This window comes from Clostridium sp. YIM B02500 (assembly GCF_022324665.1).
GTDB classification, from domain to species: domain Bacteria; phylum Bacillota; class Clostridia; order Clostridiales; family Clostridiaceae; genus Clostridium; species Clostridium beijerinckii.
This window is the reverse complement of the sequence record NZ_JAKGTE010000015.1, coordinates 105,278-123,400: the sequence shown is the minus strand read 5'-3', so window position 1 is coordinate 123,400 and position 18,123 is coordinate 105,278. Positions and strand designations below refer to the sequence as shown.

At 28.0% G+C, this 18,123-nt stretch carries 15 protein-coding genes; all 15 read right to left on the bottom strand.

Annotated elements, in window-relative coordinates; all coding sequences use genetic code 11:
* Positions 1–462: 462 nt before the first annotated feature.
* The 15 genes from L1S46_RS14220 to L1S46_RS14150 all read right to left on the bottom strand — a co-directional run bounded on the left by L1S46_RS14220 (position 463) and on the right by L1S46_RS14150 (position 18,107).
* A complete protein-coding gene (locus L1S46_RS14220) occupies positions 463–2,181 on the bottom strand; it encodes a methyl-accepting chemotaxis protein (protein ID WP_238900292.1) in 1,719 nt (572 codons plus the stop codon).
* A gap of 422 nt (positions 2,182–2,603) precedes the next feature.
* A complete protein-coding gene (locus tag L1S46_RS14215; RefSeq protein ID WP_077868095.1) occupies positions 2,604–3,770 on the bottom strand; it encodes an iron-containing alcohol dehydrogenase in 1,167 nt (388 codons plus the stop codon).
* 475 nt (positions 3,771–4,245) lie between these two features.
* On the bottom strand, positions 4,246–5,193 hold the full coding sequence (locus tag L1S46_RS14210; protein ID WP_238900291.1) for a metallophosphoesterase: 948 nt from the start codon (positions 5,191–5,193) through the stop codon (positions 4,246–4,248).
* Between the two features lie 387 nt (positions 5,194–5,580).
* Positions 5,581–6,192 carry a histidine phosphatase family protein gene (locus tag L1S46_RS14205; RefSeq protein WP_041895757.1) on the bottom strand — a complete coding sequence of 204 codons (612 nt, stop codon included), beginning with the start codon at positions 6,190–6,192 and terminating at the stop codon, positions 5,581–5,583.
* 25 nt (positions 6,193–6,217) lie between these two features.
* Positions 6,218–7,228: a type II toxin-antitoxin system antitoxin SocA domain-containing protein gene (locus L1S46_RS14200; protein WP_238900290.1), complete on the bottom strand. Its 1,011-nt coding sequence runs from the start codon at positions 7,226–7,228 to the stop codon at positions 6,218–6,220.
* A 38-nt stretch (positions 7,229–7,266) separates the two neighbouring features.
* A complete protein-coding gene (locus tag L1S46_RS14195) occupies positions 7,267–7,668 on the bottom strand; it encodes a hypothetical protein (protein WP_039770537.1) in 402 nt (133 codons plus the stop codon).
* Positions 7,669–7,851: 183 nt separating this feature from the next.
* Entirely contained in the window at positions 7,852–8,460 is a 609-nt protein-coding gene (locus tag L1S46_RS14190) for a thioester domain-containing protein (RefSeq protein WP_238900289.1), read from the bottom strand.
* A gap of 212 nt (positions 8,461–8,672) precedes the next feature.
* Positions 8,673–9,965 carry a uracil permease gene (uraA, locus tag L1S46_RS14185; RefSeq protein ID WP_173709560.1) on the bottom strand — a complete coding sequence of 431 codons (1,293 nt, stop codon included), beginning with the start codon at positions 9,963–9,965 and terminating at the stop codon, positions 8,673–8,675.
* A 353-nt stretch (positions 9,966–10,318) separates the two neighbouring features.
* Entirely contained in the window at positions 10,319–10,546 is a 228-nt protein-coding gene (locus L1S46_RS14180) for a hypothetical protein (protein WP_238860985.1), read from the bottom strand.
* A 408-nt stretch (positions 10,547–10,954) separates the two neighbouring features.
* Positions 10,955–11,362, bottom strand: a complete 408-nt coding sequence (locus L1S46_RS14175) for a bacteriohemerythrin (RefSeq protein ID WP_011969037.1) — start codon at positions 11,360–11,362, stop codon at positions 10,955–10,957.
* Positions 11,363–12,247: 885 nt separating this feature from the next.
* Positions 12,248–13,069: a sporulation transcription factor Spo0A gene (spo0A, locus tag L1S46_RS14170; protein ID WP_011969036.1), complete on the bottom strand. Its 822-nt coding sequence runs from the start codon at positions 13,067–13,069 to the stop codon at positions 12,248–12,250.
* 607 nt (positions 13,070–13,676) lie between these two features.
* A complete protein-coding gene (gene spoIVB / locus L1S46_RS14165; protein ID WP_238900288.1) occupies positions 13,677–14,867 on the bottom strand; it encodes a SpoIVB peptidase in 1,191 nt (396 codons plus the stop codon).
* 228 nt (positions 14,868–15,095) lie between these two features.
* The gene (gene recN, locus L1S46_RS14160) at positions 15,096–16,784 is read right to left on the bottom strand and encodes a DNA repair protein RecN (RefSeq protein ID WP_041895753.1); all 1,689 of its coding nucleotides are present in this window, start codon (positions 16,782–16,784) and stop codon (positions 15,096–15,098) included.
* Positions 16,785–16,803: 19 nt separating this feature from the next.
* Entirely contained in the window at positions 16,804–17,256 is a 453-nt protein-coding gene (locus tag L1S46_RS14155) for an arginine repressor (protein ID WP_238900287.1), read from the bottom strand.
* Positions 17,253–18,107, bottom strand: coding sequence for an NAD(+)/NADH kinase (locus L1S46_RS14150; RefSeq protein ID WP_011969032.1), 855 nt, complete (start codon positions 18,105–18,107; stop codon positions 17,253–17,255). The genes L1S46_RS14155 and L1S46_RS14150 overlap by 4 nt, the downstream gene beginning before the upstream one ends.
* Positions 18,108–18,123: the final 16 nt, after the last annotated feature.

Below are 18,123 nucleotides of genomic sequence, written 5' to 3'. Positions count from 1 at the left end.
TAATTCCGTTTCTATATGAGTTAATTCATATGGCGTACTAATAATCTCACCATATGGTTTTAATATACATATTATACTTTTTCCTTTTGATATGTCTATTCCAATGCTAATCATCATTTGCTTCCTCCAACTTAATTTATTGTAATTGAATTCCATCTGCACTTATTACAATTCATTTTGGTTAGTTACACGAAAGCCATAAGGTTTCAACCTGCTTAATCGAATCTCTATAATAAGGGATGGCTGACAGTTTTTGCGACGGATGTAGGAATCCAAAAAGAGATCCGCCAGACCAATTACTCCCTTAATTATAAATAAAAATAAGTGCAAATGTATAACCATTTATTTATGGTTTACACTTACACTTATACAGTACCAAAAAGATAGCACCTCATCTTGAAAATGCTATCTTTTTTTCTTTAAATACTATAATTTTAAAGAGATCTACTTATATATAATTACTTATATCTTAAATTTGTTCACCACTTCATTTAACTTTTCTGCTAGCAGAGCCTGCTGCTCCGCAGCTTTCGCTAGCTGCTCTATCTCAATTGTTGTTTCGCTTACACTATCTTTTATTGTTTCAGCGTTTTCAGATGATTTCTGTGCAATTTCAGCTGTATTTTGTACTGCATTAGTTATTTCATGAATTGTTGCTGTAAGTTCCTCTGACATAGAAGCTATTTCCTCTGACATATTTGCTACAAATTCTGCATCATCATAATATTGATTCCCCATATTCTTCATATCCTCAAATTTAGAATTTACATCTTCTTTTATAAAATCTAATACTTCTACGTTATTATCAGAAAGATTTCTAAACGCAGCTTGTACTTTTACTATTGTATCTTTTATAATAGTAACAGCCTGAGATGCCTCTTCCGCTAACTTCCTAACTTCTTCTGCTACTACCGCAAAACCTTTTCCATGATCTCCTGCTCTTGCTGCTTCAATTGCGGCATTAAGAGCAAGTAAGTTTGTTTGCTCTGATATATCAGCTATAGTATCTGCCATCGCTTTTATATCTTCTACAACTTTCCCAGATTCAATTGCTTTAAACCCTTTTTCTCTCTTTTCTTCATATAATCTTCCCGCTTCCTCTAATGACACTTTACCTTTACCTTGTACTTCTGTAGCTCTTTCTTTGGATTTACTTGCATTATTGCTTCCTTCCATTGCTTTACCTGATAGTAAATTAATATTAGAATCCACTTCCTGAATGGATGCGCTTATTTCTTCCGATGATGCACTTGTTTCTTGTATATCATTTGATATATTTCTAATTGATGCGTCTATACTCTCTATAGTCGTTGTTAATTCCTCTACAGTAGCAGAAAGTTCCTGGCTAGAAGCATTCATATCCTGTGATCTTTCCATTATCTCCTTTACTAAAATACTAATATCATTTTTCATTAAAAATATTGAATTAGCTAGATCTCCAATTTCATCTTTTCGTTTTAAAAGCAGTTCAGGAACTGATACTGTAAAATCTCTCTTAGCTAAAACTCTAATGCACTCTACTGATAATTTCAATGGGTTAGCAATTGTTTTAGATATAATAACTGATAAAGTAGCTGCTATCACTACTGACAAAAAACCTAGTATTATAAAAATCTTTCTAGAATAACTAAAACTATTGTTATTTTGAACATTTATTTCTTGTGCTTTATCAGCATTATATATCGCCAAAGTCTTTAAGTTTTTTTGAAATTCATCTACTTTCCCTGTTATTGATTTATATTTTTCTAAAGCCTCTTCTTGCTTCCCATCCATGGCTAACTTTATAATTTCATCTCTTGCTGCTCTATATTCTTTAAGATCATTCTCAACTAAAGGTATAATTTCTAATTCGAATTGATCAACCTCATTCCCTTTATAAGCCTGCCAGTTATTATCATATGCCTTTACTCTATCTTTAATATCATTTAATTTCTTATTTTGTTCTTCAGTATCTTTTACATTCAAAATAATATTATATGTATCTGCCTCTATTGCCCTTGATTGGTTTCTATTATCATTTAACCACTGTACAGGAAGCAATCTATCTTTATACATAGATGTTACATTATAATTTGATTGTAAATTATAATAATATCCAATTCCCCCCATAAAAATAATCAGTAAAATCATTATCCCCGAAAATAAGAAAATTTTCTGTTTAACTTTTAAATTATTAATCATATTTAGTCCCCCTTTAAGCATTAAAAACTAATTTAATCGTTTAATCTTTAGCTGTTTAATATTTAATCTATTAAAATATAATAATAGACCAATTGAAACTATCAAGTTTGAACCGGTCTTTTGTAATGTTAACTGCAAACTACTATAATATTTACTAAAAACAGTTAATCACACTCTTTTATTTATTACACCAAATTACATTATGTGACTTTCATTCATCTCATAGCAATTGTTATTTTCTTAATATTAAAGTAATTTTATCATTTAAATAAAAAAATAACAATAAATATTATAATTTCCCCATAATTTTTTCATAATAAAAAAGCCCTCAAAAGAGAGCTTTTTATTATGAAAATCAAAAACATTGATTTATACAATTATATTATTTTATTCTTATGTTATTAAATTTATACATCTAAGTACTATAGTTCAACCTTTGTCCCATAATATGTGCATTCAAATAATTTTTCCATTGTAGCATCATCTATTTCTCTAGGATTTGATCCTGTACATGCATCTAACACTGCATTATGAGCAATAAATGAAAGATTTGCCTTAAAATCATCCTCTGTAACCCCATATTCTTTCATTGAATGAGGAATATTTAAATCACTATTCATTTTATTAATCATTCCAATTAATGAATCAGTTAATTCTGAATCTGTATTTCCTTCTAATTTTAATGCTCTAGCAATATCAGCATATCTATCTTCGCATTTAGTTCTATTATATTGTATTACATATGGTAAGAATATAGCATTCGCACATCCATGAGGAATATGGAATACAGCACCAACCTTATGAGCCATTGAATGAACTATTCCAAGTAATGCATTAGAAAATGCCATTCCTGCTAAACATTGAGCTTCATGCATTAAGTTTCTAGCTTCCTTGTCTCCTTCAAAAGACTTGAGTAAATTTTCTTGTACCATTTGCAATGCTTTAATTGCTAAAGGATCAGAAAAGTTTGATCTAAGCGATGCGGTATATGCTTCTATAGCATGAGTTAGTGCATCCATTCCAGTATGAGCTGTTAATGTTTTTGGCATGGTTTGAGCTAATACTGGATCAACTATTGCTATATCTGGAGTTATGTTAAAGTCAGCTAAAGGATATTTAATCTTTTCTGTGTAATTTGTTATAACTGAGAATGCTGTAACTTCTGTAGCTGTACCACTTGTTGATGGAATAGCTACAAATTTAGCTTTTTGTCTAAGCTCTGGTAAACCAAATGGAACAACTGCTTGTTCAAAAGTAAATTCTGGATATTCATAGAATATCCACATAGCTTTTGCAGCATCTATTGGTGATCCTCCCCCCATAGCAACTATCCAATCAGGCTCGAAGTTTCTCATTGCTTCGGCACCCTTCATTACTGTTTCTACTGATGGATCTGGTTCTACTCCTTCAAATAGCTCTACTTCCATTCCTGCTTCTGTTAAATAATCTTCAACTTGTTTAAGAAAACCAAATCTTTTCATTGATCCTCCACCAACAACTACAAAAGCTTTTTTGCCTTTTAAAGTTTTAAGTACTTCAAGCGCCCCTTCTCCATGATATAAGTCCCTAGGTAAAGTAAAACGTGCCATAAATTTATACCTCCTAAAATTCATCTGTCATATTTATTTGCTTTTAACCACATTAATTATGTAAAGCAATATTTATGCCAAATGTTATTATTTTATCAATTTATTATATAGGTTTATGTAATATTCTGGTATAATTTATCGCATAATTTTTATTTCATACTAATACAAATAAGGATATATTTGCCTGTAAATACAAGGTTCTAATTCATCAATCTACGTGAATTTTTCAAAATATATTAGTAGACTTATTTCTCCATTTATTGAAATTTTATAATCTAATTATTAACAATGTAGTTTTTCTAACACAAATTTACTGTATCAAAAAAATACAATTTGTAAATAAAATGTTCAATTTTATTACACTGTATATTTTTAGGACATATATTCCATTCAATTTTTTATGTTTACATATTGTTCATTTTTGATTCATGATAGTTTATCTATTTAATTGCTTGTAGACACTAAAAATAATCCTTTACTTAAATGTTACATTTATATTTACTATCTCACATTTACTCCCAATCCTTATAGGCGGTCCCCACGTTCTTGTGCCACATGAAACTATTATTTGAAATTTATCCATTTTTAGATATCCATAATCAATTTTAAATACTCTTTTCGTTATTAAATTAAAAGGAAAAAACTGTCCTTTATGTGTGTGACCAGATAATTGTAAATCAATTCCTTCACTCACAGGTTCATTTAAATTATTGGGCTGATGATCAAGCACTATTATAGGTAATTCTCCACTAATTTCATTTACAGTTTCTGATAGTTTTTTTCTTCTTATCCCGCTTATTCTTTCATAAGAGATATCTTCACGCCCTATAACATAAAAACTATCATCAATTTTTACATAACTATCTCGTAATATATTAACTCCTACTTTTTTGAAATTATTTATTCTATTTGATGAATCACCTTTATGATCATAGTCATGATTCCCCAAACATGCATAAATCCCATATTTACTTTTTATTTTTTTAAAATTACTTTGCATCTTAGAAAAATCATAATTTATCATATCTCTATTAGAATCAATTATATCTCCTGCAATTAAAATAATATCTGGTTGTATAGAATTAATTTTATCTATTAGTTTATCTATTCTTTTATCCATTAAATTACCAAGATGAATATCTGATAAAAGCGCTATTTGCAATTTACTTATCTTTCCTGCCTTTCTAGGTAAATCTATATTATATGGTGTAATTGTTGCATTTTTAGCATTTATCGTTCCGTATAGAATTATAATCATTACAGTAAAAAGAATTATCAAAGCAATATAAAATAAAATATTTGCATTAAGTTTAATATTAATAGGTACAAACTGTAAAATATTGCCTAAAATAAAAAAGCACTCAATTATACCAATAAATATTGCAAAGTATACTATAAAAACAAGCCAATACGATGCTATCAAGTAAATTCCATCCTGGAGAAACTTAGGTATATGGCGATTCCATATAACTCCAACTAAGCTTATTATAAATATAATAAAAAAGAAGCTAAAGTACATTTCACTATTAAAAAAAGGAATCATACTACATAAATTTTTCCAAAACCATATGCTAATGTAATAATTTATTCCAGAATATAAAATCAATATAATACTTATCATCATGTATATCATTCTTTTTTACTCCTTATGAATCATCGTAAAATACATTTACGATAATTTTATAAACTTCATTGGTAAAATAAATCTTATCTATTTATTTAGAATAATTATTTTATGTTTAACATTTAGTATATTTGGGGGTCTTTTATAGACTTACATTTTTTTATTAATTCGCATAACTTCCGTAATTTAATCTAAATGAGTTGTATCATTTAAACTAACTAACATTGGCATTAAATCATCATTGAAAGTTATTTTATTAATACAAGTATTGCCAAGTGCTACTTTATGATACATTGTCATATCCCAGTCAAATATTCCTATAAGTCCAGCTTTTATTATTCCTCCATGAGCAACAATTACTATCTTCTCACCTTTATGTTTAGATACTATTTCTAGAATACACTTCTTAGCTCTACCTACCGCATTACGTATACTAGAATCTCCACCGCAAATATAACTTTCTTTTTTATCAGTTCTCCAAGCTTTAAAAACATCAGGATATTTTTCACTAATTTGCTTAACAGTTAATCCTTCCCATTCACCAAAATTAATTTCTCTTATCTCAGGTTCTATTATAACTTCTTTATCCGTAATTGATGCTAATATATTTGCTGTTTTAAAAGCTCTACTTAACGGACTAGCATATATCCAATCAAATTCTCCATTAAGCCTATTTTTTAATATTTGCGCTTGCTTTATTCCTTCCTCTGATAACTCTATATCTGTACACCCTTGAAATTTTCCTAAAGCATTCCATTCTGTTTCGCCATGTCTAATAAGTAATAATGTAGTTTTCATAATTTACCTCTTTCCTAACTTCATATTAAATAGATATCCTATCGAATAAATCTCTACTATAATTTTGTATATCTAATAAACTACTAATATTATATTTTTCCTTAATACTATCAAAATACTCTTGGATCAAACTTTTTTCAATCACAGTATTAAATTTACCATATTTGATACTCTTTCCATTAATAGAATTAGTTCTTGTTAATATCCAAGGAGCTTCGCTTTTAGTCATCTCCTTTAATATTTTTCCACTATAACAACCATAAAATTTTATTATACTTTCTACAATATTCCGTTCAAAATTCTCCAACCTTAACTTATCATTAGCCATTATATCTTTATTAATTTTTTCATATCCAAATTGTTCATATCTTTCATATAAACTTGGATAAAACGGACCATCCTTCCAAGCTTCGCAATCTTCTTCAAACATAAAATTACCAGTAAAGACATAATGAAATGCTTGTGCATAATATAGAAGTTTTTGGATTGATAAAGCTGTGAAATCTTCACATCTTATCAACAAATATTTTATTACTGCGTCGATTTTTTCTTCTGTCTCATCTTGATCTAAAATATATCTAATAGCTTGTCTACTTTTATTGTAATCTACTGGATTTATTCTTTCCTTATTATTTTGCAATATGATAGAATAATAACTGGTATTTTCATATACTTTTCTTAGTAAATCACTATTGGAGACTCCAATCATATCCCCATCTAAATATCGTTCTATAGTCTTACTATTCCATCCTAATATTATTGAAAGTGCTTCTGAATTAATTGAATACTTTATTTTAACTTTTTCTATTTCATCCGTACTAATAATATTATAATTCCTTCTATATTCTTTATATAAGTTCATCAAATTATACTCACATATGTCTGACACAAAAATCTCATTACCACAAACGTTACAAACAGCTTCTTTAGCCTTGTAGCTTACCTCTTCTTCTTTTAGTATAGATGTTCTTCTTACTTTATATACTTGATATTCTCTTTCGCTAAAACAATATTCACAAAATGCTGATTTCTTCATGAGTTTATCCCTCCTTTTAGAAATGAAGACAATTCTTTTTATCTAAAAAGATATGTAATAGGCTTGTTTCTTTTATGTAGAGAGACTAATACTCTACTACTATTCACTTCATTACATATTACATTAAATTTCAAATAAATATCTACTATTTCTCTCTTATCCTCAACATTATACAATTCTTTTTGTAAACAAAATACGTAAAGATCATTTTGCTCAACTCCATTTTTTACATTTTGGAGGCCATAACAAAAATCTTTGTAGTCTATACCGCATAGTATACTTATTCTCTTCTTTTCATTTATATTGTATTCTTCTATAAATTGAATATTTTCCGCCTTATTTTCTTCTAAAGATATAGTATACATATCTTCACGAACACAATCTTTAATAATTTCAACTAAATTCCTAATTTGTTCCTTACTATAATCCTTTAGCAGCAATCTTCTTCACCACCTTACTACTTCTAATAATCTAACAAAAGGTTATCATTTTATAGAATTGGTGTCAATCATAGCCAAGATTTCCTTCTAATTAACTATTAATGCTGTTACAAGGTAAATTCTTTAGACTAATCATAAAACATTCATTATGTAACAGCATTAACATGTAATCTGTAATTTTATTTATCCTTCTTGTGGTGCATATTCTGTTTGAATTGATTCTCCTTTTTCTTCAGATACTAAATCATCAGTATATACAACTATTATTTCTTGTATAGATTCATCACTTGTTTTATATACTTTACTTCTTATTTTACTTGAATATTTCCCATTTACTCCATCATTATATATGCTCTTTATCGCATCTACTATTTTAGAGTTATTTCCTTTTATTTTATTCACATCATATCCTTCCATTGAACTCCATATTGCTATCTGAGTAGCGAAATACGCTTCGTTTTCATTGTCTAAATTTAATTCAGCTACAGATCTATTTGGATATCCGGCAGCAATAATATTACGAACTGATTCACTTAGATTACTATTTGACGAAAAATTTTGCCCAGATGGATATTTTTCATTTATCTCTAAGCAATATGCAACATTGTTGCTTCCAGCAACTCTTATTCTTCTCGCTGTAAGATCATAGCCATCGTACTCAACTGTATATAATGGTTCCTTATCGGTAGTTATTTTCACAGTATTAGCATCAGCGCCAACGAAGGCCAAACTCATAAGTACGTTAAAAATAATAAAATAACTTAATACTTTTATGTATTTTTTTAATTTCATTTGTATTCCTCCTATACATTTATCTTCATACATAGTTTCTCTTTTAATACTCTTATATATTCATAAATTAACTATAAAAATATAAATAGTTAAATATATCTACTTTCTTTAATTTTATACTTCTTTTCTTTAAAATAAAAAAATGCCATTAGTATTTTCATTAATACTAACAGCATTCTTATAATTAATTTCCTTGTTTATAAACTTTTATCTTATTCCGCTTCGTTCATTATACCTAATTTATCAAATATCATAAAACTTATACTTAACACCATAGCAACTACTGTTGCTAGTCCCATTCCTTTAAGTTCAATAGTCCCTAAAGTTAATTTTATGCCGCTTAATCCTACTATAAATACTACCGAAGTTAATATTAAATTTCTTGATTTAGAAAAATCAACTTTTTCTTCAATAAAAGTTCTTAATCCTGAAGTTGCAATAGTTCCAAATAATAAGAAGCTTATTCCTCCAATAACAGGCGTTGGAATTGTGCTGATAAGTGCTGACATTTTCCCAGAAAACCCTAGCAAAATTGATACTAAGCCGGCCCCACATATTACATATACACTATACACTTTAGTTAGAGCTAAAACTCCTATATTTTCACCATAAGTTGTTGTTGGTACAGAACCAAACATTCCCGAAATTATAGTTGATAGCCCGTCTCCAAGTAAAGATCTATGAAGTCCAGGATCTTTTGATAAATCTCTTCCAACAATGCTGCTAGTAACTTTTAAATGACCAACATGCTCTGCAATCACTACGAATGTTGCAGGTAGTATAGTTAAAATTGCATTTAAATTGAAATGTGCAACCTTTATATTAGGTAAAACAAAATAATTTGCATTATTTATAGTACTAAAATCTACTAATCCCATAAAGAATGCTGTTATGTATCCAACTACTACCCCTATTAATATAGGTATAACTTTCAAGAATCCTTTTAATAAGATATTACATAAAATCACTGTAGCTAAAGTAACCATCGAAACAATTACCCATGTTATGTTTAAAGTTGGAGAATTACTTAATCCAACCGGAAAACCTGCTTGATCTGCTGCATTACTGGCTAATTCTAAACCTATAATTGTTATTATTGATCCCATAGCAGCTGGTGGAAATAATTTATTTATCCATCCCATGCCTGTATATCCAACAATAATCGCTATTATTGAAAATGATATACCTACAAATACAAAACCGCCTTGTATAGTCTGAAAATCATATCCTTGACTATATAAAAGTAATACTGGTGATATAAAGGCAAAACTTGATCCTAAATAAGCTGGAATACTTTTTTTAGTAATAAAGGCATAAAGTAATGTACCAATACCATTAAAAAATAGCACTGTTGTTGGATCAATTTTAAAAATAAGTGGTACTAATACTGAAGCTCCAAACATTGCAAACAAATGTTGGATACTTAATGGAATTGCTCTCTTTAAAGAAACTTTCTCTTTTACATCTATAAAATTTTTTTCGCTTTTTAATGATTTATTATTCATCATATGTTCCCCCTTCTTAGCTTCTCTGAACTAAATTAAAAGTATGCTTTTACAAAAATATCATATATTCATGAGTTTTGTCAACAATTCTGTGCAATTTTTTTAAATATTATTGTTGAAATTTTAATATTAGTTTTTTTATTGTTGTCATAATATTGCCACAATATATATTTATACTATTACTTGAAACAAGATAAAACATTATTTTACTCCTATTAAAAATACTATGACCAATATAAGAATAGTTCATTTCACCCTAGTGAACTATTCTTTTTTGTTATGTGAAATATTTTTTATGCTGCACTAATTATACTTTAATAACACTATATCTATTCTAATTATTTAGATTAGTTTCATATTCCTTCCCATAAAACACCTTTATCAAGCTTACATTGTGTTATAAATTCTATTGCTGCCACACTATGTTCAAGATCACCGTATAATTTTTGTTTATCTAGGCCTGATATATTATTATTACTTATTAGCAACATCTTGTAGTTTTCTACTATTATTGTTATTGCGCTTTTTAATGCTTCTTTTTGTTGATCCTTTGTTAGCTTTTCATCTTTTACTTCTCCCATACCCTCACCCCTTTTCTATAACTAAAAATATTCTATAAATTATATAAAATCCCTTTTTCAAATCTGCAGTATTTATGTTATTCTGTATAAGATTTTTATTTATAAAACTGTGTTATCGATATTTTCTAATATAAAACAATTTTTTCATAAACTTAAAATTCAATAAGAATTAATTTATATACTAGCCTTGTCATAATCCTGTAACAATCTTAAGTTATAATATCAATATAAACAATTTTCATTATTTTTTCACCTCAAAAAAATATCGTCAACCAATTTTAAGATAGCTTATATTTCTAAATAAGCTATCCTTTTCATTGATTTTTCTTAATAATTTACCAAATTCAAATGATTAGATTTTTTATCTTGTAGTATAATTCGATTCCATCATACCTTCAGTAAACAGTACTATTTAGAACTTTCTATTAAGAATCCTCCTAGATCTCTATCCAATTCTCTAATATGCTTTCTCCACCAACTGGACATCTTTTGTTGTACATTTATAACAAACAATGCTGAGACACCAGCTTTTTCAAAAACTTTTCTTAATTCTCTAAGCTCCTCTTTGAATTCTTCATGTTGCTTATGTTGGATATCGTATTTAGGATAATTGCTCTTTCTTTGCATCTCTTCTTCATCATTAAAATGCTTAATAACGTACTCTTCTAGAAAGCTTAAAGTCTCTATAACCTCATCTTTTCCTTTTCCCTCTCTCATCGCACTTACTAACTTATTAATTCTATCAAACAATTCTTTGTGTTGATGATCTATTTTATCAATACCCACTGACCATTTCTTATCCCAATTAAATTCCATAAAAAACCACCCTTCATTAATGCATAAATTATTCTTAAGTTGATTCTCTTTTTTATAATACCTCCATAATATAATTTTAGTTAAATTGACTCGATATACTTATCAAGATCGAATCTCTTTTACCTAATCATATATTTCTACATTCTTATACAAATACCTTCTTTCTGTAATCTTTATTTTAACTTTTATTTCCACATTTTTCAGCATTAAAAGCATCATTTTCTCTTTTTTATACATGATGTATTGTAAATTTATAACATTACACAAACTTTTGTGTCGTTAATAATTTACTATCGTAATATATTTCTTGATAGAAATATACTTATTCACTTTTTATTAACGCTTGTATACCATAGAATTATATTTTCACATACTATAATCTACTTTTGAAATATCATGACCTTCTTGTTAATTAATTTATTTTTTTACATAAAAAAAAGACCAAAGAATAATTATATCTCCTTAGTCTAAAATATCATATCTATTTATATACTATTATTCCAGTTATATAACCCAATATTCCCGAAATAGTTATCGCTAATATTTTTAATACTGGAATATTAATTTTTATTTCCATACACTTTAATCCTCTGTCTTTCTATATCTTAAATTCTAACACTTTAATTATAACATGTCCGCTTTAAATTTTCCACTTAAAAAGGATGGTTAATTTATGTTGCTTTCCTCTATAATCTTTTGTTTTTATTTTTGGCATAAAAATAACCTCCTATTAGTTAGATTGTTACACCCAACTAATAAAAGGTATTAGTCTTACATAAATTTAGAGTGTTAATTGATATGAAAAACTATTAGTTGCTATTAAAATATAGATGAAAGATATTTTCCATTACCTTCAACGTAGCTTTTCACATTACTTCAAGCCAATTAGCTAACTTTATTTTTAAGTCTTAATTTATCAGCTATTATAGCTATAAATTCACTATTTGTTGGCTTACCTTTATCATTATGCACTGTATATCCAAATAACCTGTTAATAGCCTCAATTTGACCTCTTCCCCATGCTACTTCTATTGCATGTCTTATTGCTCTTTCAACTCTTGAAGCTGTTGTATTGTACTTTTTAGCAATTGAAGGATATAACTCTTTAGTTACTGCTGATAATAATTCCATATCGTTAACAACCATTGTTATAGCTTCTCTCAAATACATGTAACCTTTAATATGAGCTGGCACTCCAACTTCATGTATTATATTAGTTATTTCCGTTTCTAAATCAATAGGCGCCTTTGTTTTATTTTCACTTGGAGTAGATATCATTGATGATGCATACGAATTTCTCATATTTGTTTCTTGAACTGCTGCAGAGCTATTAAACATTTCTCTGATTCTCTTTGTAAATACTTCCATGTCAAAAGGTTTTACAGTATAATAATCTGCACCAAGAGTTATTGCCTGTTGAGTAATCTTATCTTGGCCTACTGCTGATAATATTATTATTCTTGGAACCTTTTCCAATTGCATTGTATTTAATTTTTCTAAAACACCTAATCCATCTAAATGTGGCATAATTATATCAAGAATAACTAAATCAGGCTTTCTTTCTACTATTAACTCCAAAGCCTCTCTACCATCTTTTGCAATTCCTGTGACAACTATATCTTTTTGATTAAGTAGATAATCATTTAATATACTGCAAAATTCTTTGTTATCATCAGCAATTAGTACAGATATTTTTGAATCTTCCATATTTTTTCTCTCCTTTTGTCCATTCTTTTATTATGTTTGTATTTTAATATATTATTTAACCCCTATAACCATATCTTATTAAATAGTTCCATCATTGTACAATATAACACAATATATTACTTCTACAAATTATTGTAAGATCCTTGACATTAATAGGGTATGTACGTCTAGATTTGCAATAGTAATTTTTCTATTAATATATTCCCTTTTACATAAATATCTCTTAAGTCCGATTAATATTACTTTATCATCTTCCACTATTTGTAAATTATACACTTTTTTTCTCAGAAAGTAAATAGGTTCTGACAAAATACTTTTAAAGTATTTTTTTAAGTAAAAATGTAACTATATATTTCCTAAATTCTCAATTATTAAGCGAATACATATTTATTATATAATTATATTTCTTTTTCTACAATCTATATCGAAATTATATATTAATAATTATTTTAAAATTATGTACTTTTATATAATATAACACCATAAATTAATACTATATTTCCCTATGTTTATTTTATATTCCATAAATTCAAATAATTTTATATTAAACTCAAAACAAAAGCAAATATAGGTAGCGATTTTTAAATACGCTACCCATCATTTGTTTTTATTTTATTATTCCTGCTTCTTGAAGCATCCACTCTATATAAATACCATATCCGGTATCAGGTTTATTTATTAGTACATGAGTGACCGCTCCAACTATTTTATCGTTTTGAATTATAGGACTTCCACTCATTCCCTGAACAATTCCACCTGTTTTTTGTAATAGCCTTGGATCAGTAATTTTTATTACCATGCTTTTCGATCCTGGAATAGATTGATTTAAAGTCTTTTCAATCTCAATGTCGAATTCTTGTGGACCACTCTCATCTACTGTTGTAATTATTTTAGCTTTTCCTACAGATATCTCATCCCTAAACCCAACTTTAAGAGGTTTAATTTTATTATTTAATACTTGAGTATTTTTGATTTCACCGAAAATTCCACTTTGCGTATTTTTTTCAATGTTTCCAGTTGGTGTCTCTTCGTTTAAAAAAATTCCTTTTAATTCACCTGGTGATCCTTTTTCTCCTTTTCTAACACTTATTATAGATGACTCTAATAAGTCTCCTTTCTTTACTAGAAATGGTTCATTTGTGTCTGCATCTGTTATCGGATGTCCTAATGCTCCGAACTTTTTAGTAGTTGGATCAAAAAAAGTCATTGTTCCCACTCCTGCAGTTGAGTCTCTTATCCATAATCCTATTTTATAATCTTTATTATTTTCTTTTTTTAGATGTATTGTTTTTGTGAGATTCTCACCATTTCTTAAAATATCAACCTTTATACTTTCATTATCACATTCTTTAATTATTTTTAATAAATCCATGGAATTCTCCATATTTTCACCATTTACTCTTAGTATTACATCACCAATTTCAAGCCCAGCAGCCTTACCAGGACTTTCTTCTTTCTTATTATTGATTTCAATTTCAGAATATCCAACAATAATCACGCCTTCACTATTCACTCTAACTCCGACTGGATTTCCGCCTGGACATATCTCTAAATCTTTAATTTTTTGTACTTCGACAGCTTTCAGAGGAATCATTCCCAAAAATTTTATCTCATACTCATTATCGTTATTACCAATCTTACTTATGGTGTTTCCTATGGGTGCAATTGATTGTACTGTCTTTTCATCTCTTGTATAAATCTTACTTGGTAATTTCCTTATGCTCATCGTGGTAAATAAAATTAGAATAAGGATTGGAGTCATAATTAAACTAGTAGCACATAAAATTTTTCTCTTCATATTTCTCTCCTCCTTTACTTACTAAATTTAATTTTCCCACTGCACTCAAGTCTTATCCTATAAGAACTTTGTTATTGTAGTCAAAAAATTTAGCTTATACTAAATTTTAAAAGTATATAACTTTATTTCTTTTACTTTATATATAAATTTCCAAAATTATAAAAATAAAAAAATAAAACCATGCAATTACATGGTTTTATTTTTACCAATTTTATTTTCTATATGTATTTATTTTTGAATTTCTAGCTTTTTTAGTTCACTTAATTTTATCATTTCCTTAACATTATTTAATGTAGCTTCTGTTACATCGTCTCCTGCTAACATTTTACTTATCTCAAGTTCTTTTTCTTCCTTTTTTAAAACCTTTATCTTTGTAAATGTTTTGTTATCTTTAACTTTTTTCATAACAAAGTAATGATGATCAGATAATACAGCAATCTGCGGCAAATGAGTTATGCATAAAACTTGATGCGTATCTGATAATTGATACATCTTTTCTCCAACTCTTTGTGCAACTGCTCCACTTATTCCTGTATCTATTTCGTCAAAAATTAATGTTGGTATTTCATCCTTCTCAGCAAAAACACATTTTAAAGCTAACATTATTCTTGACAGTTCTCCACCTGATAATACTTTTTCAAGCGGCATAAGTGGTTCTCCTGGATTTGTAGATATTAAAAAACTAACATCATCAAATCCCTTTTCATTAAACTCTTCTTGACGAACTATACTTATTTCCATTCTTGATTTTTCAAGACCAACAAACGTAAGTTCTCTTAATATTTTTTCTTCTAAGAATTTACTTTTTCTTACTCTTAGTTCATGAAGAATTAACGCTTCTTTTTCCATTTTAGATAGAATTTCTTTCTCTTTTTCCTTAAGACTTTCTATTATTTGTTCAGAATTTAATATTTCATTATATTCTTTTTTTATTTTTTCATAATAATCTAAGATCTCTGGAATTGTTGGCGCATATTTCTTCTTGTAAGTATTTATTTCATAAATTCTAGCATTTACTTTCTCCAACGCATCTTGATCAAAAACAATCTCTTCTGCCATGTCACGGATCTCACGACTAGCTTCTTCTAAAGTATAAAATGCTTCTTCAATTAATTGCTTATTCTTCTTAATCTTTTCAAAATGATTTTCTACATTAGATAGTTCGTGCATTATCTTTGATATGGAATCAATCACATTTAACTCTTCGTTTCCACTAAGTATTCCATATGAGATAGATAAACTATTATTAATTTTTTCAGCATTTGCTAAAATATTATATTCTTCTTTTAAAGTTTCTTCTTCATCCTTTTTTAATTTAGCTTTCTCAATATCTTCAATTTGAAATTTAAGATAGTCTAGCAATTTTTCTCTATCTTGATTGCCACAAATCCTATTAATTTCTTCTCTTATTTTTATTAAATCTGCCCTTAAATCGCTAAATCTACCTATAGGATGTATCATCTCATCTCCTATAAATCCATCTAAATATGATATATGAGTATTTCTTTGTAGAAGTTCTTGATTAGCATGTTGTCCATGAATATCTAAAAGTTTTGCTCTAATTTTTCTAAGTTGTGAAGTAATTAAGCTTTTCCCATTTACCTTTATCAAGTTTTTCCCACTCGCATGACTTTCTCTCGAAATTATTAAGACATCTTCATACTCAATATCTAATTCTTCCAATACCTCAGAAACTTTTGATTTTTCTAATGAAAATAATGCCTCTACATATGTTCTATCTTCACCAGTTCTTATTAAATTTTTCGAGAACTTTCCACCAAGAACAAAGTCGATTGCATCTATCATGATGGACTTTCCTGCTCCAGTTTCTCCTGAAAGTATATTAAACCCTTCACTAAAATTTATCGTCATGTCTTCTATCAATGCAAAATTTTTGATATTTAATTGAATTAGCATTTCATCCCACCCTTAATATTTATGATGACATTCTTTTTCTTATTTTATCAACCAAATCTTCAGCACTTTCCAAACTTCTAACTAAAATGAAAATAGTATTATCTCCTGCTACTGTTCCTGCAATATCCGCACTTTCCAAATTATCAATAGCTTCAGCTGTAATTGGTGCCGACCCTGTTATAGTTTTTATTACAACCATTTTATCTACATTTTCTACTGAAAGCACTGTATTAGCTAAAATATTGCTTAATCTATCAATGATATTTTTTTGTTCTCCTGTAGACACAGCATATTTAGATTTACCATTAGCCGATTGCATTTTTATTAACTTTAAATTCTTTATATCTCTAGATACAGTCGCTTGTGTGACATCAAATCCTTCTTTTTTTAATGCATCTGCCAACTCTTCTTGTGTCTCTATTTCTCTTGAGCCTATGATTTCTAATATTTTAGTATGCCTTTTTGATTTCAAAGTTTCTCACCATCACATTCTTTAGAATTATTCAAAATCTTACTTCTCAAGACTTTAAAATAATCATAATCATCAAATACAAGTAATTTTACACTTTTTTTATTTTTACTTACCTTTACCGAAGTTTCATGATTAATTTTAATAGCCTTTTGACCATCTACAGTCAAATAAATTTTTTCTTCTTCATGGTCCGCATATATATCTATAACACTGTCTCCTTTTAATACGATAGTTTGCATACTTTTAGTATGAGGACATATAGGAGTTATTGTTATAAGTTCTAAATCCGGATATATAAATGGTCCTCCTGCTGAAAATGAGTATGCTGTAGATCCAGTAGGTGTTGCTATAATAAGTCCATCACCTTTGAATGTAGAATATATCTTTCCATCTACAAATATCGTAAATTTCACCATTCTTGAAAGAGTTCCTCTAGCCAGTACCACATCATTTAAAGCCTTAAGTTCTTCTTTATTTTCATCTGATTCAACTTTACAATTTAACATCATTCTGTCAACAAATTTATATTTCCCGTCTTTCAATTTTTCAAGAGCAATATCAATATCTGATATATCTACACTTGACAAAAATCCTAAATTGCCTATATTAATCCCTAAGATAGGTGAATTAAAACTATCGTTTAAAGATCTAGCTATTCCAAGGAGTGTACCATCTCCACCCAATACGATAAGCAAATCAATATCTGCTAAATTCTGCTCTTCTATATCGAATGAATTAAAAACTTCAATATTTTTCAAGTTAAACTTTTCCTTAAACTTTTTTACAACCATATTCAATATTCTATTATCTACATCTTTTGATGGATTAATTGCAATCCCAATATTATTCATAGCCCCTCCAAGGAAG

Excerpts from the sequence above, each read along its gene's own strand:
- L1S46_RS14220 (WP_238900292.1), bottom strand. The coding sequence starts at position 2,181 with ATGATTAATAATTTAAAAGTTAAACAGAAAATTTTCTTATTTTCGGGG.
- L1S46_RS14215 (WP_077868095.1), bottom strand. The coding sequence starts at position 3,770 with ATGGCACGTTTTACTTTACCTAGGGACTTATATCATGGAGAAGGGGCG.
- L1S46_RS14205 (WP_041895757.1), bottom strand. The coding sequence starts at position 6,192 with ATGAAAACTACATTATTACTTATTAGACATGGCGAAACAGAATGGAAT.
- L1S46_RS14200 (WP_238900290.1), bottom strand. The coding sequence starts at position 7,228 with ATGAAGAAATCAGCATTTTGTGAATATTGTTTTAGCGAAAGAGAATAT.
- L1S46_RS14190 (WP_238900289.1), bottom strand. The coding sequence starts at position 8,460 with ATGAAATTAAAAAAATACATAAAAGTATTAAGTTATTTTATTATTTTT.
- uraA (WP_173709560.1), bottom strand. The coding sequence starts at position 9,965 with ATGAATAATAAATCATTAAAAAGCGAAAAAAATTTTATAGATGTAAAA.
- L1S46_RS14180 (WP_238860985.1), bottom strand. The coding sequence starts at position 10,546 with ATGGGAGAAGTAAAAGATGAAAAGCTAACAAAGGATCAACAAAAAGAA.
- L1S46_RS14175 (WP_011969037.1), bottom strand. The coding sequence starts at position 11,362 with ATGGAATTTAATTGGGATAAGAAATGGTCAGTGGGTATTGATAAAATA.
- spo0A (WP_011969036.1), bottom strand. The coding sequence starts at position 13,069 with ATGGAAGATTCAAAAATATCTGTACTAATTGCTGATGATAACAAAGAA.
- spoIVB (WP_238900288.1), bottom strand. The coding sequence starts at position 14,867 with ATGAAGAGAAAAATTTTATGTGCTACTAGTTTAATTATGACTCCAATC.
- recN (WP_041895753.1), bottom strand. The coding sequence starts at position 16,784 with ATGCTAATTCAATTAAATATCAAAAATTTTGCATTGATAGAAGACATG.
- L1S46_RS14150 (WP_011969032.1), bottom strand. The coding sequence starts at position 18,107 with ATGAATAATATTGGGATTGCAATTAATCCATCAAAAGATGTAGATAAT.